The 23,656-nt window shown below is 44.6% G+C and carries 27 protein-coding genes; 19 read left to right on the plus strand and 8 right to left on the minus strand.

The features are described from left to right. Nucleotides 1–18: 18 nt before the first annotated feature. From bshB2 to pdxK, 3 genes are all read right to left on the minus strand, one after another. Nucleotides 19–690, minus strand: coding sequence for a bacillithiol biosynthesis deacetylase BshB2 (gene bshB2, locus COE25_RS08820; RefSeq protein WP_098932353.1), 672 nt, complete (start codon nucleotides 688–690; stop codon nucleotides 19–21). A 190-nt stretch (nucleotides 691–880) separates the two neighbouring features. After that, a complete protein-coding gene (locus tag COE25_RS08825) occupies nucleotides 881–1,213 on the minus strand; it encodes a YojF family protein (RefSeq protein WP_098932519.1) in 333 nt (110 codons plus the stop codon). 210 nt (nucleotides 1,214–1,423) lie between these two features. Continuing rightward, on the minus strand, nucleotides 1,424–2,266 hold the full coding sequence (pdxK, locus tag COE25_RS08830; RefSeq protein ID WP_088084795.1) for a pyridoxine/pyridoxal/pyridoxamine kinase: 843 nt from the start codon (nucleotides 2,264–2,266) through the stop codon (nucleotides 1,424–1,426). 84 nt (nucleotides 2,267–2,350) lie between these two features. On the opposite strand from pdxK, the gene COE25_RS30645 reads away from it, so the two are divergent. From COE25_RS30645 to COE25_RS08875, 9 genes are all read left to right on the plus strand, one after another. Next, a complete protein-coding gene (locus COE25_RS30645) occupies nucleotides 2,351–2,644 on the plus strand; it encodes a hypothetical protein (RefSeq protein ID WP_180247464.1) in 294 nt (97 codons plus the stop codon). Between the two features lie 12 nt (nucleotides 2,645–2,656). Beyond that, nucleotides 2,657–3,286, plus strand: a complete 630-nt coding sequence (mobA, locus tag COE25_RS08840; protein WP_257208748.1) for a molybdenum cofactor guanylyltransferase — start codon at nucleotides 2,657–2,659, stop codon at nucleotides 3,284–3,286. A gap of 17 nt (nucleotides 3,287–3,303) precedes the next feature. Beyond that, entirely contained in the window at nucleotides 3,304–4,536 is a 1,233-nt protein-coding gene (locus COE25_RS08845; protein WP_088084794.1) for a molybdopterin molybdotransferase MoeA, read from the plus strand. 13 nt (nucleotides 4,537–4,549) lie between these two features. Then, on the plus strand, nucleotides 4,550–6,481 hold the full coding sequence (locus COE25_RS08850; RefSeq protein WP_098932354.1) for a molybdopterin biosynthesis protein: 1,932 nt from the start codon (nucleotides 4,550–4,552) through the stop codon (nucleotides 6,479–6,481). Nucleotides 6,482–6,486: 5 nt separating this feature from the next. After that, nucleotides 6,487–6,951: a molybdenum cofactor biosynthesis protein MoaE gene (locus COE25_RS08855; protein ID WP_088084792.1), complete on the plus strand. Its 465-nt coding sequence runs from the start codon at nucleotides 6,487–6,489 to the stop codon at nucleotides 6,949–6,951. Further along, nucleotides 6,944–7,177 (plus strand): molybdopterin converting factor subunit 1, encoded by a 234-nt coding sequence (gene moaD / locus COE25_RS08860; protein WP_088084791.1) that lies wholly within the window; start codon nucleotides 6,944–6,946, stop codon nucleotides 7,175–7,177. Before COE25_RS08855 ends, moaD begins: the two co-directional genes overlap by 8 nt. A gap of 5 nt (nucleotides 7,178–7,182) precedes the next feature. Beyond that, nucleotides 7,183–8,202, plus strand: coding sequence for a thiazole biosynthesis adenylyltransferase ThiF (locus tag COE25_RS08865; protein WP_088084790.1), 1,020 nt, complete (start codon nucleotides 7,183–7,185; stop codon nucleotides 8,200–8,202). Nucleotides 8,203–8,377: 175 nt separating this feature from the next. Then, nucleotides 8,378–8,698 carry a YwdI family protein gene (locus tag COE25_RS08870; protein ID WP_088084789.1) on the plus strand — a complete coding sequence of 107 codons (321 nt, stop codon included), beginning with the start codon at nucleotides 8,378–8,380 and terminating at the stop codon, nucleotides 8,696–8,698. A 19-nt stretch (nucleotides 8,699–8,717) separates the two neighbouring features. Continuing rightward, nucleotides 8,718–9,092 carry a DUF423 domain-containing protein gene (locus COE25_RS08875; RefSeq protein WP_088084788.1) on the plus strand — a complete coding sequence of 125 codons (375 nt, stop codon included), beginning with the start codon at nucleotides 8,718–8,720 and terminating at the stop codon, nucleotides 9,090–9,092. Nucleotides 9,093–9,193: 101 nt separating this feature from the next. On the opposite strand, the gene gerQ is transcribed toward COE25_RS08875, so the two are convergent. After that, a complete protein-coding gene (gerQ, locus tag COE25_RS08880) occupies nucleotides 9,194–9,661 on the minus strand; it encodes a spore coat protein GerQ (protein ID WP_179195678.1) in 468 nt (155 codons plus the stop codon). A gap of 232 nt (nucleotides 9,662–9,893) precedes the next feature. Continuing rightward, nucleotides 9,894–10,637: a hydrogen peroxide-dependent heme synthase gene (hemQ, locus tag COE25_RS08885; RefSeq protein ID WP_098932355.1), complete on the minus strand. Its 744-nt coding sequence runs from the start codon at nucleotides 10,635–10,637 to the stop codon at nucleotides 9,894–9,896. Between the two features lie 247 nt (nucleotides 10,638–10,884). Here hemQ and pta point away from each other — a divergent pair, with 247 nt between their 5' ends. Continuing rightward, a complete protein-coding gene (pta, locus tag COE25_RS08890) occupies nucleotides 10,885–11,856 on the plus strand; it encodes a phosphate acetyltransferase (RefSeq protein ID WP_098932356.1) in 972 nt (323 codons plus the stop codon). Between the two features lie 471 nt (nucleotides 11,857–12,327). After that, nucleotides 12,328–13,158 (plus strand): octanoyl-[GcvH]:protein N-octanoyltransferase, encoded by an 831-nt coding sequence (lipL, locus tag COE25_RS08895; protein ID WP_098932357.1) that lies wholly within the window; start codon nucleotides 12,328–12,330, stop codon nucleotides 13,156–13,158. Between the two features lie 370 nt (nucleotides 13,159–13,528). Here lipL and COE25_RS08900 read toward each other — a convergent pair whose 3' ends face one another. Beyond that, the gene (locus COE25_RS08900; RefSeq protein WP_088084784.1) at nucleotides 13,529–14,320 is read right to left on the minus strand and encodes an RsfA family transcriptional regulator; all 792 of its coding nucleotides are present in this window, start codon (nucleotides 14,318–14,320) and stop codon (nucleotides 13,529–13,531) included. 272 nt (nucleotides 14,321–14,592) lie between these two features. On the opposite strand from COE25_RS08900, the gene COE25_RS08905 reads away from it, so the two are divergent. The 4 genes from COE25_RS08905 (at nucleotide 14,593) to COE25_RS08920 (ending at nucleotide 17,346) form a co-directional block, all read left to right on the plus strand. Beyond that, nucleotides 14,593–14,814 (plus strand): YuzB family protein, encoded by a 222-nt coding sequence (locus COE25_RS08905; RefSeq protein WP_066248771.1) that lies wholly within the window; start codon nucleotides 14,593–14,595, stop codon nucleotides 14,812–14,814. Between the two features lie 170 nt (nucleotides 14,815–14,984). After that, on the plus strand, nucleotides 14,985–16,283 hold the full coding sequence (locus COE25_RS08910; RefSeq protein WP_098932358.1) for an HD domain-containing protein: 1,299 nt from the start codon (nucleotides 14,985–14,987) through the stop codon (nucleotides 16,281–16,283). A 60-nt stretch (nucleotides 16,284–16,343) separates the two neighbouring features. Then, on the plus strand, nucleotides 16,344–16,847 hold the full coding sequence (locus tag COE25_RS08915) for a YwgA family protein (RefSeq protein ID WP_098932359.1): 504 nt from the start codon (nucleotides 16,344–16,346) through the stop codon (nucleotides 16,845–16,847). A 274-nt stretch (nucleotides 16,848–17,121) separates the two neighbouring features. Further along, on the plus strand, nucleotides 17,122–17,346 hold the full coding sequence (locus COE25_RS08920) for a hypothetical protein (RefSeq protein WP_088084781.1): 225 nt from the start codon (nucleotides 17,122–17,124) through the stop codon (nucleotides 17,344–17,346). A 231-nt stretch (nucleotides 17,347–17,577) separates the two neighbouring features. Here COE25_RS08920 and COE25_RS08925 read toward each other — a convergent pair whose 3' ends face one another. Then, on the minus strand, nucleotides 17,578–17,763 hold the full coding sequence (locus COE25_RS08925) for a 2-hydroxymuconate tautomerase (protein ID WP_088084780.1): 186 nt from the start codon (nucleotides 17,761–17,763) through the stop codon (nucleotides 17,578–17,580). A gap of 204 nt (nucleotides 17,764–17,967) precedes the next feature. Between COE25_RS08925 and COE25_RS08930 the strand changes: the two genes are divergently transcribed. Together COE25_RS08930 and COE25_RS08935 are read left to right on the plus strand one after the other, a co-directional pair. Next, on the plus strand, nucleotides 17,968–18,618 hold the full coding sequence (locus COE25_RS08930) for a site-2 protease family protein (RefSeq protein ID WP_098932360.1): 651 nt from the start codon (nucleotides 17,968–17,970) through the stop codon (nucleotides 18,616–18,618). A gap of 15 nt (nucleotides 18,619–18,633) precedes the next feature. Then, nucleotides 18,634–19,143, plus strand: coding sequence for a YwhD family protein (locus COE25_RS08935; RefSeq protein WP_088084778.1), 510 nt, complete (start codon nucleotides 18,634–18,636; stop codon nucleotides 19,141–19,143). Between the two features lie 226 nt (nucleotides 19,144–19,369). Here COE25_RS08935 and COE25_RS08940 read toward each other — a convergent pair whose 3' ends face one another. Next, on the minus strand, nucleotides 19,370–21,436 hold the full coding sequence (locus COE25_RS08940; RefSeq protein WP_098932361.1) for a transglycosylase domain-containing protein: 2,067 nt from the start codon (nucleotides 21,434–21,436) through the stop codon (nucleotides 19,370–19,372). A gap of 215 nt (nucleotides 21,437–21,651) precedes the next feature. Between COE25_RS08940 and speE the strand changes: the two genes are divergently transcribed. Together speE and speB are read left to right on the plus strand one after the other, a co-directional pair. Then, a complete protein-coding gene (gene speE / locus COE25_RS08945) occupies nucleotides 21,652–22,479 on the plus strand; it encodes a spermidine synthase (protein ID WP_098260207.1) in 828 nt (275 codons plus the stop codon). 146 nt (nucleotides 22,480–22,625) lie between these two features. After that, nucleotides 22,626–23,498: an agmatinase gene (gene speB / locus COE25_RS08950; RefSeq protein ID WP_088084775.1), complete on the plus strand. Its 873-nt coding sequence runs from the start codon at nucleotides 22,626–22,628 to the stop codon at nucleotides 23,496–23,498. Nucleotides 23,499–23,656 lie beyond the last annotated feature (158 nt).

The raw sequence follows: 23,656 nt of genomic DNA on the forward strand, positions 1-23,656 counted from the left end.
CTGCGAAGGGCTTTTCGTTTACTTATCAAATTTGTACGTCCAGAATCGTTCGTTGTTGATCCACTTCATCATTTGTGGGTCTTGATTTTTCAACTTCTCTTCCATACCAATAAACATCTGCTCGGTTTGCGACCGGTGAGCTTGGATGGCAGCCAGTTTTGTTTCTGCGACGGGGCTAATATCATTGACGATGTCTGGTTCCCCAATTTCGTCTACACAATTATTCGAAAAGGCTACACAGTGTAAGGTTGGCCGCACGGCAGCAGGCATCTTCCCAACTGCCCGTACAACCGCCGCACCGGTGGCATCATGGTCAGGATGAACGGAATAGCCTGGATAAAAGGTAATAATAAGGGAAGGGTTGACTTCCTCAATCAAAGCTAACATTTTATTGGCGAGTTTCTCTTCGTCTTCGAATTCAATCGTTTTATCACGGAATCCAAGCATGCGCAGGTCTTGAATGCCCAACACCCGAGCCGCTTCCTTCAATTCCTCTTTCCTAATTTTCGGCAGGTTTTCGCGATTGGTAAACGGGGGATTCCCCATGTTGCGTCCCATTTCTCCTAAGGTTAAACACGCATAGGTGACAGGAGTGCCGTTCTGTACATGGGTCGCAATCGTCCCGGACACACCAAATGCCTCATCATCAGGGTGCGGAAAAACGACCAAGAGGTGACGTTCTTTATCCATAAATCATTCTCCTTTCGGGCCTTGCCTATTATCAATGGCTGTGTTAATGGTTATTGTTGATATATTAGCCATGTTGATTGGAGCGGAAAGCGCGAGACTCCTGCGGGAGGACGGGGCCGAGGAGGCTCCCCGGACCGCCCGCGAACCGCACGCGCCTGGAGCGCAAATCAACATGCAAGTATTACACAGCCTATTCAAAAGGGGTGCTGGAAATCTCCAAGGCAACCGCTAGTTTTCCTGCATTATCGTGACCGGCTAACAGCAGGTGATTGTCTTCGTCTATTTCGTAATGTGTAATCCCTTCTGCATAAATCCAGCCAAGGTTGATCTTCAAACCAACCCGAAACGGGCCATTCCCTGTTATTTTTCCTAATTCATAACGGACTAGCGCATTGCGGATGAATGCACCAGCGGAAAAAAATGATTGGTCGTTATGTGATGCATAGGCACCGTTTGTCGTTTCAAGGTGAATGTAGACATCTTTATTGGCAAAGCTCGTAATCGCAGCCTGTGCGCCTTTCATATCAATAGGTTCCAAAGTGCAACCTCCTTTCCCTTCATAAATAGAATGATTAAGTCTAATGTCTATTTTAATTAATAATGTAACTATCATACTAGAATCAGGAAAAAAATGCGAAATCAATGCTCGATGAAGAGAGGATCACGGTGCCTGACACCAAAAGATGACACAAAAAGAAAGAGCCGACCAATCGATCGGCTCTTTTCTCTATGGTTATTCAACACAATCTTCACAGTACTCTGTTTTTGAAAGTGCACTGCGGTAGGCACCATGCCAGGTCGGACCGACATATTGGTTTAGCTTGAAGCCTTGCTGGATGGCGGCTGTAATAAACTCTTTCGCGACATCGACAGCATCATAAACGGATTTCCCTTTGGCTAATTCAGCGGTAATCGCTGATGAGTAGGTACAGCCTGCACCGTGCGTGTAGGTAGTTGCAAACTTTTCAGACTCATACATCATAAAGTCCTTTCCATCATAAAGCAGGTCAACCGCATTTTCTTCTGATTGGAGCTTGCCGCCGCCCTTAATCAACACGAATTTTGCCCCTTGCTCGTGGATTTTTACCGCCGCTTCCTTCATTTCCGCAACAGTACGCGGAGTCTTCATTCCTGCAAGCTGTCCGGCTTCAAACAAATTGGGGGTAACAACTAGCGCGCGTGGTAAGAGGAACTCGCGCATCGCATCGGTCGTTTCTGGATGTAAAACCTCATCTTCCCCTTTACAAACCATAACCGGATCAATAACGACACGCTCCAGTTTATTTTCATCCATTTTTCGCGCCGCTAATTCGATAATTTCAACCGTACCAAGCATGCCTGTTTTCATTGCATCAATGCCCACCGAAAGAATCGTTTCTAGTTGAGTCTCAAGAGTATCAACCGCGATTGGAAACACGTTATGGTGCCAATTGTTTTTCGGATCCATCGTTACAATCGATGTCAGCGCCGTCATTCCATAGACGCCAAGTTCCTGAAATGTTTTTAAGTCTGCTTGAATTCCTGCGCCGCCGCTTGTATCAGAGCCCGCAATCGTCATTACCTTTTTGATCGTCATATGTATTCCTCCTTCGTATCTAAAACCTCCTACTTATTATAGAACAATTTTATAAATTTAACAGAATTCACTGGAGTGCAAGACTTGGTAAATCGATTTAGAAGAAATAGTATCTCAATGCAATTCTACGAAATCGCCGTTTTTCAGCTAACAAATTACAACTTAGACGATTGGACATATGGATATTTGTTTTCTGAAGGCGATGCGGTATCGCAAATTCAGGTTTGCGAAGAATGTAATGGCTATATTAAAATTATTGATATACGACAATATATTGAAAAACCATCAGCAGCCTTACTAGATTTACACTCGATCCTTGGATTATGTGGCACAGGAAAATGGCTATCATGCGGTGGGCGAGAAAAAGATTTGAATTAAGAGGGTGCTCGAATGATGAAGGCAGCGGCTATTATTTTATCAGGTGGAAAATCAAGCAGGATGGGCACCAATAAAGCGCTTTTAAAAATAAACGAAAAAACCAACATTGAGAGAATTGCCGATACGCTAAAGTTGTCCTTTAATGATATAATTCTTGTAACCAATCATCCTGAAGACTATCAATTTTTAGGATTGAAGATGGCCTTGGATTATTATCCAGATAAAGGACCGCTTGCAGGGGTTCATGCCGGCTTGCTGTCTTCCAAATATGATACGAATTTTATTGTAGCTTGTGATATGCCATTTGTTTCAGGAGAACTTGCAAAGTTGCTCGTTCAAAAATGCGGTGATTATGATGCGGTTATCCCCGTCATTAATGGAGTCCAGCACCCTTTATTTGCCGTTTTCCAAAAGAGGGTGGCAGATGAGGTTGCCCATAGGATTGAAGCGGACCGTCTCCGGATGAAGCATTTGCTCGATCACTTAAAGGTTTTATATGTAACAGAAAAAGATCTTCACTCAGACAGTATGGACTTAGAACGAGTCTTTTTTAATATGAATCACCCAAACGAGTATGAAGACGCCAAAAAGTGGGCTGAAGCGGATTTTTCCCGCTTTAACGAGCAGAACAAGGAAGTATAAGGGGGAAAAAGAGAACCATGCAATTTTTCAAAGTAAAAACAGTAGAAGAAACATTTGCCTTAATCGAGGAAAATATACCGGCAACCAAGCAAACTGAAGTACGGGTGCTCGAAGAGGCGCTTCACTATATCCTTGCTGAACCAGTGATTGCGCAGGAAAATGTGCCGAGTTTTGATCGTTCAACGGTGGATGGATATGCTGTTCGTGCCAAGGATACGTATGGTTCTTCCGAATCCATGCCAGGCTTCCTTACGGTTACAGGGGAAGTGAAAATGGGTGAGGTTCCAACTGCACAAGCCGGCCCAGGTACAGCGGTCTATGTGCCAACGGGCGGGATGCTTCCGATCGGAAGTGACAGCGTTATCATGATTGAACATTGTGAAGATGTCGATACGCTATTAAATACATACAAGCAGATTGCACCCGGAGAAAACGTGATTCGGGCCGGGGAAGATATTAAAAAAGGAGAAACGCTTCTTACGGCAGGCACGAAACTTCGTCCACAGGAACTAGGGGCACTCGCTTCTTTAGGGGTTACAACTGTAACGGTCTACCGCAAAGTAAAAGTAGGTTACCTTTCGTCGGGGGATGAAATTGTTCCTTATCAAACCGAAACCTTAGTAGAAGGGCAAATTCGCGACATCAACTATTTGACGATTTCAGGATTAGCGAGCGAATGGAATGTGGATGTCTTATATGGCGGCATTGTCCGTGATGATTTTGAGGAGTTTAAACAAAAGGCCCGTGAACTCTATCAGCAGGTAGATTGTTTAATCCTTTCCGGCGGAAGCTCGGTCGGCGCAAAGGATTATACCACGGATGTCATCCAGTCTTTAGGCGCCCCGGGAGTATTTGTCCACGGTATTTCGATTAAGCCGGGGAAACCGACGATTTTGGCAATGGCTAATGGGAAACCAGTGATAGGACTGCCAGGTCATCCAGCCTCCGCGATGATTATCTTTAAGCTGTTTGGCGAGCAAATTTTACGAAAATTAAAGGGCGAGGACTCGCGGCGGAAACCGGAGCGTATTTTTGCTAGAATCACAAAAAATATTCCTTCCTCACCAGGACGGTCTGATTATATTCGGGTCCGTTTATTTGAAAAAGAAGGGGAATGGTGGGCTGAGCCGATTATTGGCAAGTCCGGTTTAATTACAACCTTGGTCAAAAGCGATGGAATTGTTGAGATTAGTTCAGAAAAAGAGGGAATTTCACAGGGAGAATACGTACCTGTGATGGCATCACGATAAGGGGGGCTAAGCAGTGAATTATAAGAACTTTAAACGAAAAATATATTTAGAAGATAAACCCCGAGCACAAGCTAGAGAAGAAATTCTTGCGGCTTTTAGGCTGACCCCTGAAAAGGAAGAAATCTCAACGATTACCTCCTTGGGCCGTGTGACAGCTGAACCCATTTTTGCAAGGGTCTCAATGCCGCATTACCATGCCAGCGCAATGGATGGAATTGCGGTCATTGCTGAAAATACCTATACAGCCCATGAGCAAAATCCACTTCGTCTGAAACGGGGCGAAGAATTTTGTTATGTTGATACGGGGAACGCGATCCCTTCACCGTTTAACGCCGTCATTATGATTGAGCATGTCGATTGTCCTGATGAGGAAACGATTGAAATTATCGAGCCAGCAACCCCTTGGCAGCATATTCGTCCGATTGGCGAAGACGTGGTTCAAGAGGAAATGCTTTTTCCACAAGGGCATATCATCCGGCCAGCTGATTTAGGTGTCCTATTAGCAGGACAGCAAACCGTCATTCCTGTTTCAAAAAAGCCTGTCGTGACGATTATTCCGACCGGGAATGAACTAGTTGAAGCCAATGCTGAGTTAGCACCTGGACAGATCATTGAATTTAATGGCTCTGTATTTGCTGGCTTCATTAAGGATTGGGGCGGAGAACCGAACCTCCTTCCGATTGTGAAGGACGAGCCTGAAAAAATAAAAGAAGTACTTTTAGAAGCAGCTGAGACCTCTGATATCATCGTCATTAATGCGGGTTCATCAGCAGGCTCGAAGGACTACACGGTCCACATTATTGGCGAAATCGGCGAAGTCTTTACCCATGGGGTCGCCGCACGGCCAGGCAAACCTGTCATTTTAGGAAAAATAAATGGGAAGATTGTTGTCGGAGTTCCGGGCTATCCAGTCTCGGCTTATTTGGCGCTCGAGTGGTTTGTCAGACCGCTTATCTGCAAGTATCTGCAAATCCCTGAACCCAAAAGGCAGACCGTGACCGTCAAGCTAGGGCGCCGCATCGTTTCGTCCATGGGTGCGGAGGACTTCGTACGAATGAATATCGGTTATGTGAATGGACAGTTCGTTGCCAATCCGCTGACAAGAGCGGCAGGAGTGACGATGTCATATGTCAGGGCAGATGGCCTGTTAATCGTCCCAGCTAACATTATTGGTTACGAACAAGGGGAGCTAGCCGAAGTAGAACTGCTCCGCCCGCTTGAGGAAATCAAACAGGCGATTGTGTTTTGCGGCAGCCACGATTTGACGATTGACCTGTTGTCATCTCGATTAAAACAGGTGCGGACCGACATGAAAATTGTCTCCTCGCATGTCGGCAGTATGGCAGGCATCATGGCGATTCGAAAAGGAGAGGCTCATGTAGCGGGTATTCATTTGCTTGACCCAAGTACAAAAGAATATAATATCTCCTATATAAACAAACTATTAGCCGGTCAAGACGTCGTTCTGTATCCATTTTTAAAAAGAAAGCAAGGCTGGATCCTTCCAAAGGGCAATCCGCTTGGCATTGAATCAGCGGCTGACTTAGCCAGTGTGAACGCGAATTACGTTAACCGTCAAAAAGGAGCGGGAACCCGAATCCTCTTTGATCTTTTACTCGAAGAAGGGTGCCTGACACCAGAAGATATTACCGGTTATGACCGGGAAATGTTTTCTCATTTAGCGGTAGCAGCGGAAGTGAACGGTGATGCGCACGGGGCAGGTCTCGGGATTTATCCTGCCGCAAAGGCGATGGACCTAGATTTTGTGCCTGTTGCTGATGAAGAATATGATTTGCTGATGACGAGAGGCTTTTATGAGAGCGAAAGCGGCAAGCTGCTAATGGCAATAATCCAATCGGCACAGTTTAAAGAACAAGTCGAAAAAATTGGCGGTTACCAAGTGGTCGAAAATGCAGAGCCTAAGTGCTTGGGTGTAGAGGTGTAATCAGGATGATGTATCAAATATCAAAGGAACCAATCGATATTCAAGCAGTAATTGATAAGGTGGTCCAGCGCGAAGCCGGTGCGATTACGACGTTTATCGGTACCGTACGGGAATTAACGAAGGGTAAAAAAACGTTGTTCTTAATCTATGAAGCATACGAAGCGATGGCTGTGAAGAAGCTTGAGCAAATTGGCCAGGAAATTGAACAGCGCTGGGAAGGTTCATGCGTTGCGATCACCCACCGAGTCGGCCGTTTAGATATAACGGATGTAGCGGTGGTCATTGCTGTCTCGACGCCGCACCGTGCCGATGCCTATGAAGCCAACCGCTATGCGATTGAACGGATCAAAGAAATCGTCCCGATCTGGAAGAAAGAGCATTGGGAGGAAGGCGAAGCATGGATGGGCAATCAGCTGGAAACCGTCGCCTACCCAAGCGGCAAGCCCGAGGAGAGTGACTTAAATGAATAAGGTGCTATTTTTTGCCCATTTACGTGACGCGGTCGGCGAAGAGTTTCTTTCCGTCGATGCCAGTGGAAAAACGGTGGCAGAATTAAAAGCGGAGTTATCGGCAAAATATAACCTGCCGAAAATGGACACCGTGATGACTGCAGTCAATGAAGAATTTGCCTCGAACGACGAAATCATTCGAGATGGTGATGAAATTGCCTTTATTCCGCCTGTAAGCGGGGGCTGATCATCATGAACGAACGGTATTCACGGCAGGTCCTCTTTCCTGGGATTGGCAAGGAGGGACAAGCTAAGATTAGCACTAAGCATGTACTGATTATCGGCGCGGGGGCGTTAGGGTCAGGCAGTGCGGAGGTGTTGACCCGGGCCGGCGTTGGCAAGATTACGATAATTGACCGAGATTATGTTGAGGCCAGCAATCTGCAGCGCCAGCAGCTCTATACCGAAGAAGATGTCGCCGAGAAACTTCCAAAGGCTGCGGCGGCAGAAAAACGCTTGCGTGCGATTAACTCCGATGTGGAAGTGATTTCAATTATCGGTGATGCCACCCCTGAATTGCTCGAGGAACTTATCCTTGGTGTCGATGTGATGATAGATGCGACGGATAATTTCGAAACACGGATGGCGATGAATGATGTCTCACAAAAATACCAGGTCCCGTGGATCTATGGGGCCTGCGTTGGCAGCTTTGGAATGACGTTTTCGATGATTCCAGGGAAAACTCCCTGTTTAAATTGCCTGTTGCGCTCGATTCCGCTTCAGGGCATGACCTGTGATACGGGCGGAATTATCTCTCCTGCCGTGCAAATGGTAATCGCCCATCAGACAGCGGAAGCGATGAAGATGTTAGTCGAGGATTGGGACGCGGTGCGGACTTCGTTTGTCAGCTTTGATTTATGGAGAAATCAATATACAAGCTTAAAGATGTCGAAGGCAAAGTTTGCCGGCTGCTTGTCGTGCGGCGAGGAACGGACGTATCCATATCTTGATCATGAAAATATGACGAAAACAACGGTCCTGTGCGGCCGCGACACGGTCCAAATCCGCCCTTCAACCCAAGGGGAGATATCGTTGGAACGTCTTGCTGGACAACTTAGTACACTTGGATATGTGGTGAAGGGCAACCCGTATTTAGTGTCGGTTGAAATGGGCGAAGAACGGATCGTTATTTTTCAAGATGGCCGTGCCCTTATTCACGGGACAAAGGATTTGACCCATGCCAAATCGATTTACCAGCGGATCTTAGGGTAAGCTATGACCTGTACCTTTAGTGGTACGGGTTTTTCTTTGTCAACATTCGAGGTGTTTCACGTGAAACAATGGAGATTATGTCGAAGTGTCTGCCAATCTCTCGGGCTAATTTTTCGAAAAAAAGGTCATACTCATGTAGAATAGAAACGAGACTGAAATTTGAGGTGCTTGATAAGTGAATATATCCGTCCAAAAACTATTAACGAAAATAGAAGCAGAATTGAAGCTTGCTAAAACCAGCACGAAGGAAGAAAGCTTGCGGGAAAAAGTTTACTCTATTAAAATATTATGCGAGTTGCTGCTAGACGAAAAACCGTCACTGACAAGCGAGGTTCCAGCGGCCCCAATGCCTGCAGTTCAACCTGCCATCTCGTTCCAGGCTTACCAACAGCCTGTAATGAACCAACCAATCGTTCAACAAGCACCAACATTACAGCAGCCTAAGAAACTCGACATGGAAGACGAAGCAAATGGGGATTCATTATTTGATTTTTAACAGAGGGGGAGATTTATAGATGAAAGCATTTATTATTGTAGGGGCCATCAATGCCTTTATAGCAGTCGCACTTGGTGCCTTTGGTGCACATGGGTTAAAAGACAAACTGGATGCACATTATTTAGATATTTGGAAAACAGGGGTCACCTATCAAATGTTCCACGCGATAGGTATATTAATGATCGGGCTGCTGATTGGTAAAGTAGCCGCCGCCAGCCCGCAATTCACCTGGTCAGGATGGTTAATGCTGGCCGGTATTATCTTTTTTAGCGGCAGTTTGTATGTATTGAGCTTGACGAAGATTGGCATCTTAGGGGCGATTACACCAATCGGCGGGGTATGCTTCTTAGCAGCCTGGATCCTTATGGTGGTTGGAGCGGTTAAACATCTGTAATTGAAAGTAAGGCATTGGGTGGCGGCGCTCCCAATGCCTTTTTTTACCTCGAAAAAATAAAACACCAATTGATGGTCAATTGGTGTTCGCAAGAAAATCGTTTATCTTGGCGGGTAAGTAGCTGGCGGGGAACTGCCATATGGATATTCATACTCGATTTCTTCTGGAAATTGAATATAATCGACAGCAACCATTGGGATAAGCCAACGTGTCCCGGATTGTGGGTCGCTTAAGATCACATGGTCTCTTCCTGCCGCTTCAATAATCCCTGTAAATTCTTTCGCATTCCATTTATTATTGCCCTCAAAGGTGGCAAACACAGTGCACAATTTTCCTTTATTTAAGCGTAAAATATTTTCGATGTATGACTGCTCAATTGGCAGCTGGCCTGGTGTTTGCCCTGAAGGTGCCCCTGGTCCTGCCCCGGCTGGTGGAAATTGTGGGAATCCTTGTGCACCAGGTGCGGGATAAAAGCTTTGCCCGCCCCCCGGCATCCCTTGAACTCTCTGTTGTTGCTCTGCCGCTCCAGTATAAGGCTGAAATCCCTGTGGATTGTAGTATTGATTCATCTTTTTCCCTCCTAAAAAGTGAATTAAACGAGTGGCCCAACATCCTATTAATACTCCCTCAATCCCAAATATGTTCCAACGGAGAAAAATAAACTTTTCCCACTTGAGATTAGTGGCGTTCTTTCTTAGACTCGCTGTTTAAATAGTATGAGCACATGGAGCGGAATATGACTAGCTAATGGGGGAGAAACAGCAAAAAAGTCCCCAGCCGAAGCTGAGAACTTTTTATAAATTAAACATGTAAGAAATTAGCCACGCGTTCTTCTTCTAGCAGGTTACCAACAAAGAATGAGCCGAATTCTCCGTATCGAGCACTTACTTCATCAAAACGCATTTCATAGACAAGCTTTTTAAATTGAAGGACATCCTCCGCAAACAAAGTAACGCCCCATTCATAATCATCAAAACCAACGGAGCCCGTGATAATTTGCTTTACTTTACCAGCGTATGTACGACCAATCATTCCGTGACTGCGCATCAAGCTTTTGCGCTCGTCCATCGGCAGCATGTACCAGTTATCGTTGCCCTCGCGTTTCTTATCCATTGGATAGAAGCAGACATATTTGGTTTTAGGCAGCGTCGGGTACAGACGGGCTAAAATTTGCGGATTTTGGTATGGATCCTCACCTGCAGGTAAATAGTTACTTAACTCGACCACTGAAACATACGAATGGGCAGGCATCGTAAATTCAGCCAATCTTGTTTTATTGAATTCGGTTTCAATTTGGTTTAGTTCTTCCATTGTTGGACGCAGAATCATCATCATAAAATCTGCCTTTTGACCAACGATTGTATATAAAGCATGGCTGCCTTCTTTACGTTCCTGTGTAGCATTCCACTTCTCAACTAGACTTAAAAACTCGTGGATCGCTGCTTGTCTCTCGTCACTAGGGAGCATTTTCCAAGTTGTCCAATCAACGGTACGGAAATCATGGAGGCAATACCAGCCATCAAGCGTTACTGCTGCTTCACTCATTATAATCACTCCTAAATAATCATTCTTCTTATTTACATTCTTACTATATCATAGTTTGACCCAGTGGCGCGCGAATAAACCTTTCTAAATAGGCAAATGGATATTTTTATGGGAAAAAGTAAATTCTAAAACCTAGAGTGTAATTTTTTGAAAAGATAAACTTTTAGCTGGTGTGAGTGATAACCTTGAAATTTAAAAAAGGTAAAGTATGCTAATTAGGTAGGTTTATTAAGGGAGGATTTTAGTCGTGAGTGATTTATTTGAGGGATTAAAGCAAAAAGTTTCTGGACGTGATTTGAGAATCGTTTTTCCAGAAGGATTAGACGAACGGATTGTCAGAGCTGCAGGTCGTTTGGCTTCAGAAAAATTAATGACACCGATCTTGATTGGCAACATCGAACAGGTTCAAGCCAAAGCGGCAGAGGTTGGCGTATCGCTCGACGATGCGGAAATTTATGACCCTGCGAGCTTTGCAGGCATGGACGAACTTGTGGCTGCGTTTGTGGACCGCCGCAAAGGGAAAGTAACCGAAGAGAATGCCCGGAAAATTTTGCTCGATGGAAACTATTTCGGCACGATGCTTGTTTATTTAAATAAAGCACACGGCCTTGTCAGCGGTGCGGCCCACTCCACAGCGGATACGGTGCGCCCTGCGTTACAGATTATCAAGACAAAAGAAGGCGTCAAGAAAACGTCGGGTGTGTTCATCATGGTTCGTGAGGATGAAAAGTATGTGTTCGCCGATTGTGCGATTAATATTTCACCAGACAGCAATGATTTAGCTGAAATTGCGATTGAAAGCGCGAAGACAGCCAATATGTTTGATATCGAACCGCGCATTGCGATGCTCAGTTTTTCGACGAAGGGTTCAGCAAAATCACCGGAAACGGAACGAGTGGCTGCGGCAGTCGAAGAAGCCAAGCGTCGTGACCCATCACTTGTCTTGGACGGAGAGTTTCAGTTTGATGCAGCGTTTGTTCCGTCTGTTGCAAAAAGTAAGGCACCGAATTCACCGCTGCAAGGGGATGCAAATGTGTTCATCTTTCCTAGCCTTGAAGCAGGAAATATCGGCTATAAAATTGCACAGCGCTTAGGCGGCTTTGAAGCGGTCGGACCGATTTTACAGGGCTTAAATGCACCAGTAAACGATCTATCACGCGGTTGTAATGAAGAAGACGTCTACAAACTGGCGTTAATTACGGCGGCGCAAGGATTATAAGAGGTTTGAGAATGGCTGGTCCACGGGTGGTGGGCTGGCTTTTTTAGTGATTGTAAATATTTTATTGATAAAAGAAGAGCGCTGTATTTACCGAAAAGAGCCGCGGCGGTAAATGAAAAAGGGTTACATTTACCGAAGAGAGAAAAAAAGAGCCGCGGCGGTAAATGAAAAAGGGTTACATTTACCGAAGAGAGAAAAAAGAGCATCGGCGGTAAATGAAAGAGGGTTACATTTACCGAAGAGAGAAAAAAAGAGCATCGGCGGTAAATGAAAGAGGGTTACATTTACCGAAGAGAGGAAAAATGAGCGTCAGCGGTAAATGAAAGAGGGTTACATTTACCGAATGCAGTCAAGAAAAGTGGCTCCAACGGTAAATGAAAAGCCGCTTCAGTGACCGAACGAGGTCCAATCTGTTTTATTTTCCTTCTTTTTGTTAAAATAAGCCTATCAAATCAGTAAGGAGTTACTCAAATGGAAGGGTTACTACATCAACCGCAATGGCGAATCATCGATCAATCAGCTGTTGGCATTCATTTTCAAGCATTACAATCATTTGGAACGGATGATACCCTGTGTGCATCGGTCGGATCGGGGCAGGCACCGGCAACCGCACGGACATGGGTCCACCACAATACCATCGTCCTCGGCATCCAGGATACCAAATTGCCATTTTTACAAGCAGGCATTCAATTTCTTCAGGAGCAAGGCTATCAGTCGATTGTTAGAAATTCCGGCGGCCTCGCTGTCGTCCTGGATGAAGGCGTCCTGAACGTTTCGTTAATTTTTCCAGAAGCGGAAAAAGGAATTGATATTAATCGCGGCTATGAAACGATGTGGCAGCTCATTCAAAACATGTTTGCGGACTTCCCGCACCAGATTGAGGCCAGGGAAATTATCGGCTCTTATTGCCCAGGAAGTTACGACCTGAGTATCGATGGGAAAAAGTTTGCCGGTATCTCTCAGCGCCGTCTTAAAAAAGGGGTTGCTGTCCAAATTTATCTTTGTGTGAATGGCAGCGGTCAAAAACGGGCCGAGTTGGTCAGGCAATTTTACAAACTAGCAAAACAAGAGGAAGAAACAAAATTTGCCTATCCGGAAATTGTCCCTGCTGTCATGGCATCACTTGCGGAATTGCTTGGGACCGATTTGACTATCGGCGATGTAATGCTCCGTCTATTAAACCAGTTAAAGGAAAATAGTGAATTTTTATATGCTGGGCCATTGAATGACTATGAGCTGGGGTTATTTCCCGGTTATTATCAAAGGGTCATTGATCGTAATGAAAAAATCGCCGCCATGTAAAAAGCCGCAAATCCCACCCGAGTGGAATTGCGGCTTTTATTCAAAGAGATGTTGTGCGTTTGCTCTTCTCCCTATTCTATTAACTCTGTTTTCTGTCTAGCTATAGAGCCCAACGGCTAGTGTACTTCGCCCTCCGCCCTACGATAAGTCAAGCACGAATGCGCTAACGCTCTCCGTGTTGTCTAGCTTCAGCGCCTAGGGGCTCGGGGTCATAAGCCAATCCGTCCTGAAGGTTAAAAAGCAACCTTCAAGCCGGCTCGTCTTATGCCTGTCGTCCCTGGACAAGGCGCTTCCGCTTTTCTATTTTCCTTTTATCTCAGTTGGAGTGCTCCAGTCCTGTCGTGCGCTAAACGGGCTCTTCCGCTTTTCTTTATTCTGCTACTTTTTCAAGATTCCCGTTACGGTCCATTTTGAATTTAGTCGCTGGTCTTTCTTCTTCTTCAAATAAAACAAGCTTGCGGGCGCGGTTCATAATCTTCATTAAGGTCTCGTAATCTTCCTGAATGGTTTCGGTATTCTGCTCAAGCCCCGCGATTTTTGCTGACATTTCTTCATTGTGACGCCTTACCTCAGCCAGCTCTCTTTTCAATCTTTCATTCTCACTTTTTAATGCTTCATTTTGCAGATTGGCATGATGGAAGTTTTGCAAATAAGTAATGACCGAATCAAGCGAAAGCCCTGCGGTATTTGCCTGGCGGTACGTTTGGACGGATGGTTGAACGGGTGCCTGTACTTGAACTGGCGCTTGTGTTTGGACGGAAGCAGCAGGCTTTACATAATTTTCTTCTGCCATTTCTGCCGTCATATCTGGCAGTTCAAACGAAGTTTCGAGCGGCATTTCAACTTCCATTGGCATCGCTTCAAACTCCGGTGATCCCGTGAGCGGTGGACTATACAGCAGCTTCTTCTTGCCGCCCTGCTCTTTTCCTAAAACTCTTTGTCTTTGTTTCCGTTGCTTTTTAGCTAGCTGTAGTGCCTTTTCATAGCGGTGGCGAACGACGGCATTCCATCTGAACCCACACGCGGCAGAAGTACGATTAAGCTTGTCGCCTACTTCTTCAAAAGCGTTCAGCTGGGTACTTCCTTCTCTTACATGCCTAAGGACCGTCTCGGCTAAAAGCAAATCATTCTCATCTGTCCATGCATCTTGACGAACTTTCATATTTTCAACTCCCTATTATAATTTTTTTGATGAACCCGCCAATGTATCTTGACGAGTTTTTAAAAGTTCTAGTCTTAGGATGGACAAGTTTATGAGCCTTTATACCAAAATGGTTGCAAGGATAGTAGATTTTTTTCACGAGTTTAGTAAAGATTGCAACTTGCAATCGAAAACAAGAAAATGTAAAATACCATAGGAGTTAATCGGTTGTTTTAAGTAATCCAAACTGGATAAATATAGATAGAGAGTGACAAAAGAAAGGGTTGTAACAAATGTCCAATGAATTTCGCGTTTGTGATGATTGTCAGGCCGTGAATTTGAAGACATTAATCCCTCGGTTGAAAGAACTGGATCCGGATGCAGAAGTAAAAATTGGCTGCCAATCCTATTGCGGACCAGGCCGGAAAAAGACCTTTGCCTTCGTTAATAATCGCCCGGTTGCCGCATTAACGGAAGAGGAATTAATGGAAAAAGTGAATAAAAAGATAAAATAGTCGCCTCGGTCCAATAAACTTAGGTGATTTTTTTTCCCATCAATGTCGAAAAATCCTGTAGAAATTTGCTGAAAACTGGGCGGTTTTTGGGATATAATAGGAAATATATAAGCGTAGGGCTCTGGAAGCCCTACGCGCCAGGAACTAGTATACGAGGAAGAGGGAAGTCTATGGCATATTCGGCGGAAAAGCTTAGTGAAGAAAAAGTATTTAAAGACCCCGTCCACCGCTACGTCCACGTACGTGACCTGGCCATCTGGGATTTAATTGGCACAAAAGAGTTTCAGCGCTTGCGGCGCATCAAACAGCTCGGAACTACTTTTTTAACCTTTCACGGCGCAGAACACAGCCGTTTCAACCATTCACTAGGTGTCTATGAAATTGTCCGCCGCATCATTGATGATGTGTTTGCGGGAAGGCCGGAATGGAACGATGACGAACGCCTGTTGACCCTATGCGCGGCCCTGCTCCATGACCTCGGCCACGGACCGTTTTCTCATTCCTTTGAAAAAGTATTCGATTTTGACCATGAGGAGTTTACACGGAAGATTATTTTAGGGAACACCGAAGTGAATAAGGTCCTGTTGAAGGTTGGTAAAAATTTTCCTGAAAAGGTAGCCGAAGTGATCGCGAAAACTTCAGAGAAAAAGCTAGTTGTCAGTCTTATTTCCAGTCAAATTGATGCCGACCGGATGGATTATTTGCAGCGAGATGCCTATTTTACGGGTGTTAGCTATGGCCAGTTTGATATGGAACGGATCCTGCGGGTGATGAGGCCGCGCGAGGATCAAGTGGTGATCAAAAAAAGCGGGATGCATGCGGTGGAAGATTATATAATGAGCCGCTACCAGATGTATTGGCAGGTCTATTTTCATCCGGTGTCGCGCAGTGCGGAGGTCATTTTGACAAAAATTCTCCACCGCGCCAAGCAATTATTTGAGGAAAACTATTCTTTTAAATATGAACCGATCCACTTTACTTCGATCTTCAATGAAAAAGTAACCTTAGAAGACTATTTAAAATTAGATGAATCCGTGATTTTATATTATTTTCAAATTTGGCAGGAGGAAACTGACCCGATTATAAGCGACCTCTGCCGGCGGTTTGTGAATCGCAATCTATTTAAGTATGCCGAATTTGATCCTGCGAAAGAATACAAAAAGCTCGCCGAATTAGGTTCCTTATTCAAAAAGGCAGGGATTGATCCTGAATACTATTTAGTTGTCGATTCCTCGTCGGATTTGCCGTATGATTTCTACCGTCCTGGAGAGGAAGAGGAACGGCTGCCGATTCATTTGTTGATGCATAATGGGGAATTGAAGGAGCTTTCTAGAGAGTCAGAGATCGTTGATGCGATCTCGGGGAAAAGAAGAACGGATCACAAGCTCTATTACCCGGCTGATTTCCTAGAGGATGACTCCTCCAAAAAGAATGTCAAAAAGCAAATCCGTGCCCTTTTAGAGCTATAGAACGATTGGTGCCTGACACCCAATATTGATCTGTTGAGATGGAGTAGGAGATGACGAACGTTGTTAAATGATCACGCGAAGCTGATGCAGGCGGTTATGGTTTCCGGTGAAATTATCGGACGAAAAAAGCTGCAAAAGATGATATATATTGCCAAAAAGGTGGCTTTCCCTTTTCATGAGCGGTTCCAGTTTCACTTTTATGGCCCCTACTCAGAGGAATTGACGTTACGAGTCGAAGAGCTTTGTAATATGGGATTTCTCAATGAGGTGAAGGAGAAAAAGGGCGGTTATTTTCAGTATCGCTACACATTGACGGAGCCGGGAAAAGAATTTTTAAGTGTGAATGAGGTTGAGATGCCATTTTTGCAGGATTGCCTGGTGGATATGAATGAGCAGAATGCTAGATTCTTGGAGTTGGTTTCCACGGTTTTATATTTTGATAATCTTCCAAAAGAAGAGGTCATGAACAAGGTGTTTTCATTAAAAGCCAGCCAGCGCTATACGGAAGCGGAAATCGATGAGGCATATCAATATATCGAATCCTTAAAAGGTAAAATTCAATAAGTTTATGAACACCATTTGGACTGCTGCGGAGTCTGGGTGGTGTTTTTTGAGACCATCGGAGCCCGTCCGAAAGACATTTCACTTGTTCCTAGTGAGTTTTTGTCCATCGGAACTGGTACTGAAGACATTTCTCCTGTTCCCTTGTGGAATTCTGTCTATCGGAATCCGTACAATCGCACGCAATTTTCAGTTAAATCAATACTTTTTTAGTTGTGGATTTGTTATGATTTGTATAAAGAGGGAAAAAATGATATTTTGGGGGGGACTTTGCGCTATGACAGGGACAATTGCGGTCATTATGGTATTTGGGATTCCGATCACTGCCATCATTACCAGTCATTTTCAGAAGCAGTCGAAGATAAAGGCCGATATGCTGAAGGATGAGCTCGAACTCGAAAAACTAAAACATATAAATTATCTCGCTGAAACCGAAAAAATGAAGCTTGAGCTGGAAAAAATGAAAATTGGAAGTCCAAAAGACGAGATGAAGTTTTTGTAACATCAAAAAGTGCACAAAAAAGGTGTCAGGCACCATGTGAAAATTTCACAATGGTGCCTGACACCTCTACTTAGATTACTGTCTAGCGCAAGCGGCCAAGCGGCTAGTGTACTTCGCCCTTTTCCCTACGATAAGTCAAGCACGAATGCGCTAACGCTCTCCGTGTTTCCTTTATCTTAGTCAAAGAGCTCCAGTCCATACGCCGCTAAGCAGGCGCTTCCGCTTTTCTAATTATTGGTCGCTTTTTCTGACGCCGGCAATTCCAAGATTGCTTTTGCTCATTTCATCGATCATTACGTGGATCGCTTCTTTGGGAGCTCCTGTTGTTTCGCTGACTGCTTCGGTTACTCTTGAAACAAGTTCACGTTTCTGTTCATCGGTACGTCCTTCAAGCATTTTTACGGTAACATATGGCATGTTTTTTTTCCTCCTTTATAACTCTTCCACTTTTCATTTTAAGTTTTCCACAAATCGACGAAAAGTGCAATAACAGAAGACACTTTTGATTTTCTTTTTATAAACGGTTTCATGTATACTTAAAGGAATATAGTATAGATAGAAAAACGGAGCTTGTGCACCATACAAAGCGTGCCATCCGTTAGAGATGGAAGGAGATATGCGTTGGAAAATTTTCTTGCCTATCCACTTAGCATGATTCCCTATTTGGCAATAACCCTGATGATTGCCTTTACGTTTCACGAATTTGCTCACGCGTTTGTTGCCTATAAATTCGGGGACATGACGGCAAAGAACCAAGGACGCTTGACGCTGAATCCACTCAAGCATCTGGATCCGATTGGAACGATTTTAATTTTCATTGCCGGCTTTGGCTGGGCCCGACCGGTTCCGGTTAATCGCTTTTTCTTTAAAAAGCCTCGCCTGGCAGGAATTCTCGTTTCCATTGCAGGGCCGCTCAGCAATCTTATTTTAGCTTCGTTAGGCTTCATTGTCGCGTTTGGATTAAACCGTTCCGGCGTCATCGCACCAGATAGTTTCTATGATTTTCTCGAAATATTTATCAGGCTTAATATTGTTCTATTTATTTTTAACCTGTTACCCTTTCCACCGCTCGATGGTTACCGGATTGTTGAGGATTTAGCCCCCGCCCATGTGCGGGCAAAAATGACCCAGTATGAACAGTATGGTGCGTTGATCTTCTTAATCTTAGTTTTTACACCACTTGATAAATTTACGATTGAGCCTATATTTGGGGTGGTCATTCCTTGGGTGTGGGATGGGTTAAGTAATTTCTTTAGTATGTTGTTTTTTTAGGAGGTTTGCATTTTAATGGATGAAAATAAGAAGAAGCTTGGTTTTAATATTATAAAAAGTGACCCGACGGATGGTCACAAAGGCTACGGAAAAGGGGCATTGAGCCTTGATAATGTGTCGCCGGTCATCATTGATGTCGATGCAGGCGAAGCTGAGATTGATGTCGGTGCGATGCATGCCCGCAGCGTCGTGGAAAAGGGAATTAAATTTTTGAAAACACAAGAAGAGGTTCCGAACGGGAAACCGTATTGGCTTGTGTGGGTAACGATTGACCGCAAGCAAGAAGGTCCTTATTACGCCGGTGTTACGGCTTGCTTTATGACGGTTGACCGCGAAATTCGACGCGGCTACAAATCCTTGCCTGAACACGTGAACCGCATGGATAAGTCTTTGAAGCGCCATATCATTGTGGACGATATGGATGCGAATTCGAAAAAGGTGTTAGCCGATTTCTTGCGCAATCATAATGAGGTCTTGTGGAACAACTCGACGGATGAGCTAAAACGTGGTTTATTGGCTGAATAAAAAATAAATGCTTGTAGTTTTTTCAAAAGATATAGTATTATAAGCAGTGTAAAAACGCTTTAAAACTAGGACAAGAAAAGCTCCGGAAATTTTTCCGGAGCTTTTCTATTTCAATAAAACAATTTAACATAGAAAACTGTCTAGCTGCAGCGTCCAACGGCTAGTGGACTTCGCTCTTTTCCCTACGATAAGTCAAGCACTCGCTAAACGGGCGCCTCCGCTTTTCTTACCATGGCATAATCTTTTTGTACCACGGCACTTTCTTGTTGGTATCTTTATGATTTGCAGGCACGGATTGATGACGGTTGAGATGCTCTGTGCAGTATTCGGTTGGCTCCGTTCCAGCGACAAAATAGGTAAAGCGGCGCACTGGACAATCCTTTGTCGCCAGTTTACCATTCTCAGGATTGACATACACCCCTTTGACACCTTCTTTCGGTGCTTTAAACGCCTTCACGGGCTTTCCTTTTAAGGCTTCTTCCATAAAATTAGCCCAGATATTCTTGGCGTATGTTTTTTCCGCGACCAGCTCAATCGGTTTTCCCATATCGTAGCCAGCCCAAACGGCGGTAACCAGCTGCGGCGAGTAGCCAATCATCCAGCTATCCGTTTCCGTAGAGCCTGATTTACCTGCATAAGGGCGCGAAATATCCTTAATGACCGTGCTGCCAGTTACCTTGGCATAGCCATTTAACTTCGGATCAAAAATCCCCGTCAACATTTGCGTCATTACAAAGGCCTTTGCTGGGTCCAACACTTTTTTCGTCTCATTTTCCTTTTCAAAAATAACATTGCCATTGTAGTCTTCCACTCTGGTAATTAAGGTTGGATTCACCTTTTTCCCACCGTTTGCAAACAGACTATATGCATTTGCCATTTCAATGACTCGTACGCCTGAAGTCCCCAACGCGAGTGACGGAACACGAGCCATTTTAGAAGAAAGGCCAAATTTCCTAGCCGTTTCAATTAATGTCTCTTCTCCTAAAAATAAATGCGTTTTGACGGCAAAAATATTATCAGAAACAGCGAGCGCTTGGGCAAGTGTGATTTCTCCGTCGGCATACTTATTGTTAAAGTTATGCGGGGTATAATCAGCCTGGCCATCGTCAAAATGGAAGGTCGTAAACTCACTGCGCATCGTCGAGGATGGCGTGAACCCCTGCTCAAGGGCTGCGTAATACAGCAGCGGCTTGATCGTGGAGCCTGGCTGCCTGATCGCCTGAACGGCGCGGTTAAACGGGCTCTTTTCATAATCCCTGCCGCCGACCATCGCTTTCACATAGCCATTTTTTGGATCCATTGCCACTAAACCCACTTGAATTTCCGATAGATTCGCGACATATTTATGAACCTGGCTTTCAGCTGCCTCCTGCTGTTTACGATTAAGCGTGGTATAGACTTTTAATCCGCCGAGGGCAATCGTGCGGTCATCTAAATGTAATTGATTTTTTAAGGCATTTCTGACAGCATCCTGAAAATAAGGAGCTACCTTCACTTTTTGTGTGTTATGAGCGCCGACGATAGTCAGCGGCTGCATGGCAGCATCTATTGCTTCTTTTTTCTTAATGTAATGATTCGTCACCATGCTTTTTAAAATAATCGTCTGACGCTTTTTCGCATGTTCCATCGAGGCAAGCGGAGAGTAGATTCCCGGCCCCTTTGGAATTCCGGCGAGCATGCTCGCTTCCGCAAGGTTTAAGTCAGCTGCATCTTTTCCAAAATAATATTGGCTGGCCGCCTGTACACCATAGGCCCCGTTGCCATAGTAAATCGTATTTAAATAGCCTTCGAGAATTTCCTTTTTTGAATAATTCATCTCGATGCGGATCGTATAAAAAGCCTCGTGCAGCTTCCGTGTCCACGTTTTATCGTGTTCGAGAAATAGATTTCGAGCATATTGCTGGGTTATTGTGCTTGCCCCCTGTACCTTTGCGAAAGCTTGAATATCAGCTAGGACGGCACCCCCAATTCGCTTAAAATCGAAGCCATGGTGCTCGTAAAAATTTTTATCCTCAATCGAGATCGTTGCCGCGACAATATCCGGTGAAATATCCTCTAACCGGGCCCAATACCGTTTTTGGCCACTATTACTTTCGCCAATCAACGTCCCGTCATCGGCAAAGAAAAGGGTCGATTGCGGCACGGCGAGCGGCGGCGCGCCGAGGATTTTTGCATAGGCTAGAATCCCAAGGAAGAGAATAAGCATACAAATCATGCCTATCAAACTGATGATAATAGCTGCCCGCAAATATTTAATCGTCTTCCGAAACCCTTGATCAGTCATGATTTCCACTATATCTCACCACCGTATTTCCAGATTTTAAAAAATTAGATAGTAATAGTATTGAAAAAATAGAGTCATTTTAAACATTTAATGTAGGATTTATTTAAATTTTGCTAGACTTTTTGGTGTGATTGTAATTCAATAGTTTGGGTACTATAAAATTGAAGTGATTACTTTGTAATTAACTAGAGGTATAAATAGAATGAAGTGAAGGGAAGATGAACATGTCAATTTGGTTTACAGAAAAACAAACCGAAAACTTTGGAATCACCATGAAAGTAAATAAAACCTTACATACAGAACAAACGGAATTTCAAAAGCTCGATATGATTGAAACAGAAGAGTGGGGCAACATGCTGTTATTAGACGACATGGTGATGACTTCTGTCCGCGATGAGTTTGTTTACCATGAAATGGTGGCACACGTTCCTTTATTTACACACCCAAACCCTGAGAATGTTCTTGTTGTCGGCGGCGGCGATGGCGGTGTGATTCGTGAAGTGTTAAAGCACCCAAGTGTGAAGAAAGCAACGCTTGTTGATATTGATGGCAAAGTAATTGAGTACTCGAAGAAATTCCTTCCGGAGATTGCAGGGATGCTTGATGACCCACGGGTGGATGTCCAAGTCGACGACGGATTCATGCACATTGCCAACAGCGAAAATGAGTATGACGTCATTATGGTTGATTCAACTGAGCCAGTCGGACCAGCGGTTAACCTATTTACAAAAGGTTTCTATGCAGGAATCTCGAAGGCATTGAAAGAAGACGGAATCTTTGTGGCTCAATCTGACAATCCGTGGTTTAAAGCGGATTTAATCCGTAACGTACAACGCGATGTTCGTGAAATCTTCCCAATTACCCGTTTGTATGTAGCGAATATCCCTACGTACCCAAGCGGCTTATGGGCATTCACAATCGGTTCAAAGAAATACGATCCATTAGAAGTAAGCGAAGACCGCTTCCACGAAATCGAAACAAAATACTACACAAAAGAGCTTCACAAAGCAGCATTCGTATTGCCTAAGTTTGTTGGGGATTTATTGAAGTAATTCAAATAGATATAATGAAGTGGTGTCAGGCACCACAAAGAAAGTGGTACAAAATCATAAGTATCCACTCCGTACGGACAAAGTGAGTATTTTGTCCACCGATGGTGCCTGACACCCTTATAGAATAGAGAGCGAGGGATACATAGATGCGTTTTGATGAGGCGTATTCAGGGAATGTGTTTATTAAGAGTCATCCGAATTTTGAGGAGAGTCAGGTTGTTCTTTACGGGATGCCGATGGATTGGACGGTAAGTTATCGTCCGGGGTCACGTTTTGGTCCTGCCCGCATCCGCGAGGTGTCGATCGGTTTAGAAGAGTACAGCGCCTATCTTGACCGTGAACTTGAGGATGTAAAATATTACGATGCTGGCGATATTCCGCTTCCATTCGGAAATCCACAAAAGAGCATTGATATCATTGAAGATTTTGTCGACCAAGTCCTTGCTGCCGGCAAGTTTCCGCTTGGTATGGGCGGCGAGCATCTGGTCTCTTGGCCGGTCATGAAAGCTATGTATAAAAAGTATCCAGATTTAGCAATTATCCATTTTGATGCCCACACCGATTTACGTGAGCAATATGAAGGCGAACCGTTATCGCACTCGACCCCGATCCGCAAGATTGCGGAACATATCGGGCCGAACAACGTTTATTCCTTCGGGATCCGTTCAGGGATGAAGGAAGAATTTGAGTGGGCGAAGCAAAACGGGATGCATATTTCGAAGTTTGAAGTGCTTGAGCCATTAAAAGAAATCCTGCCGACACTTGCCGGACGTCCGGTTTATGTCACGATTGATATCGATGTCCTTGATCCGGCGCATGCACCTGGCACAGGTACGGTTGATTGCGGCGGGATCACCTCAAAAGAGCTGCTTGCCTCGATTCATGCGATTGCCCGTTCTGAAGTGAATGTTGTCGGCGGGGACCTGGTTGAGGTTGCGCCAATCTATGATCCTTCCGAGCAAACGGCCAATACAGCGAGCAAATTAATTCGTGAAATGCTGCTTGGCTGGGTGAAATAAACAGAAAAGCGGAAGCGCCTAGGCGCTGGAGCTAGACAGTTTTCAAATTTAAGTTGCCCGGCCCTTTATGGGGGCGGGCATTTTTTGATTTGTTCCCCATCAATGTTTATAATAGAAAAAGTATGCAATAGCGCAGTTAAGTCAATTACTAGGACTAG

This window comes from Bacillus sp. AFS031507 (genome assembly GCF_002584635.1).
Lineage (GTDB): Bacteria > Bacillota > Bacilli > Bacillales > Cytobacillaceae > Neobacillus.

What these genes read in the sequence shown, in the direction of transcription:
- bshB2 (WP_098932353.1), bottom strand. Translation starts at nt 690, where the DNA reads ATGGATAAAGAACGTCACCTCTTGGTCGTTTTTCCGCACCCTGATGAT.
- COE25_RS08825 (WP_098932519.1), bottom strand. Translation starts at nt 1,213, where the DNA reads ATGAAAGGCGCACAGGCTGCGATTACGAGCTTTGCCAATAAAGATGTC.
- pdxK (WP_088084795.1), bottom strand. Translation starts at nt 2,266, where the DNA reads ATGACGATCAAAAAGGTAATGACGATTGCGGGCTCTGATACAAGCGGC.
- mobA (WP_257208748.1), top strand. Translation starts at nt 2,657, where the DNA reads ATGATGAAGGCAGCGGCTATTATTTTATCAGGTGGAAAATCAAGCAGG.
- COE25_RS08845 (WP_088084794.1), top strand. Translation starts at nt 3,304, where the DNA reads ATGCAATTTTTCAAAGTAAAAACAGTAGAAGAAACATTTGCCTTAATC.
- COE25_RS08855 (WP_088084792.1), top strand. Translation starts at nt 6,487, where the DNA reads ATGATGTATCAAATATCAAAGGAACCAATCGATATTCAAGCAGTAATT.
- moaD (WP_088084791.1), top strand. Translation starts at nt 6,944, where the DNA reads ATGAATAAGGTGCTATTTTTTGCCCATTTACGTGACGCGGTCGGCGAA.
- COE25_RS08865 (WP_088084790.1), top strand. Translation starts at nt 7,183, where the DNA reads ATGAACGAACGGTATTCACGGCAGGTCCTCTTTCCTGGGATTGGCAAG.
- COE25_RS08875 (WP_088084788.1), top strand. Translation starts at nt 8,718, where the DNA reads ATGAAAGCATTTATTATTGTAGGGGCCATCAATGCCTTTATAGCAGTC.
- gerQ (WP_179195678.1), bottom strand. Translation starts at nt 9,661, where the DNA reads ATGAATCAATACTACAATCCACAGGGATTTCAGCCTTATACTGGAGCG.
- hemQ (WP_098932355.1), bottom strand. Translation starts at nt 10,637, where the DNA reads ATGAGTGAAGCAGCAGTAACGCTTGATGGCTGGTATTGCCTCCATGAT.
- lipL (WP_098932357.1), top strand. Translation starts at nt 12,328, where the DNA reads ATGGAAGGGTTACTACATCAACCGCAATGGCGAATCATCGATCAATCA.
- COE25_RS08900 (WP_088084784.1), bottom strand. Translation starts at nt 14,320, where the DNA reads ATGAAAGTTCGTCAAGATGCATGGACAGATGAGAATGATTTGCTTTTA.
- COE25_RS08905 (WP_066248771.1), top strand. Translation starts at nt 14,593, where the DNA reads ATGTCCAATGAATTTCGCGTTTGTGATGATTGTCAGGCCGTGAATTTG.
- COE25_RS08910 (WP_098932358.1), top strand. Translation starts at nt 14,985, where the DNA reads ATGGCATATTCGGCGGAAAAGCTTAGTGAAGAAAAAGTATTTAAAGAC.
- COE25_RS08920 (WP_088084781.1), top strand. Translation starts at nt 17,122, where the DNA reads ATGACAGGGACAATTGCGGTCATTATGGTATTTGGGATTCCGATCACT.
- COE25_RS08925 (WP_088084780.1), bottom strand. Translation starts at nt 17,763, where the DNA reads ATGCCATATGTTACCGTAAAAATGCTTGAAGGACGTACCGATGAACAG.
- COE25_RS08935 (WP_088084778.1), top strand. Translation starts at nt 18,634, where the DNA reads ATGGATGAAAATAAGAAGAAGCTTGGTTTTAATATTATAAAAAGTGAC.
- speE (WP_098260207.1), top strand. Translation starts at nt 21,652, where the DNA reads ATGTCAATTTGGTTTACAGAAAAACAAACCGAAAACTTTGGAATCACC.
- speB (WP_088084775.1), top strand. Translation starts at nt 22,626, where the DNA reads ATGCGTTTTGATGAGGCGTATTCAGGGAATGTGTTTATTAAGAGTCAT.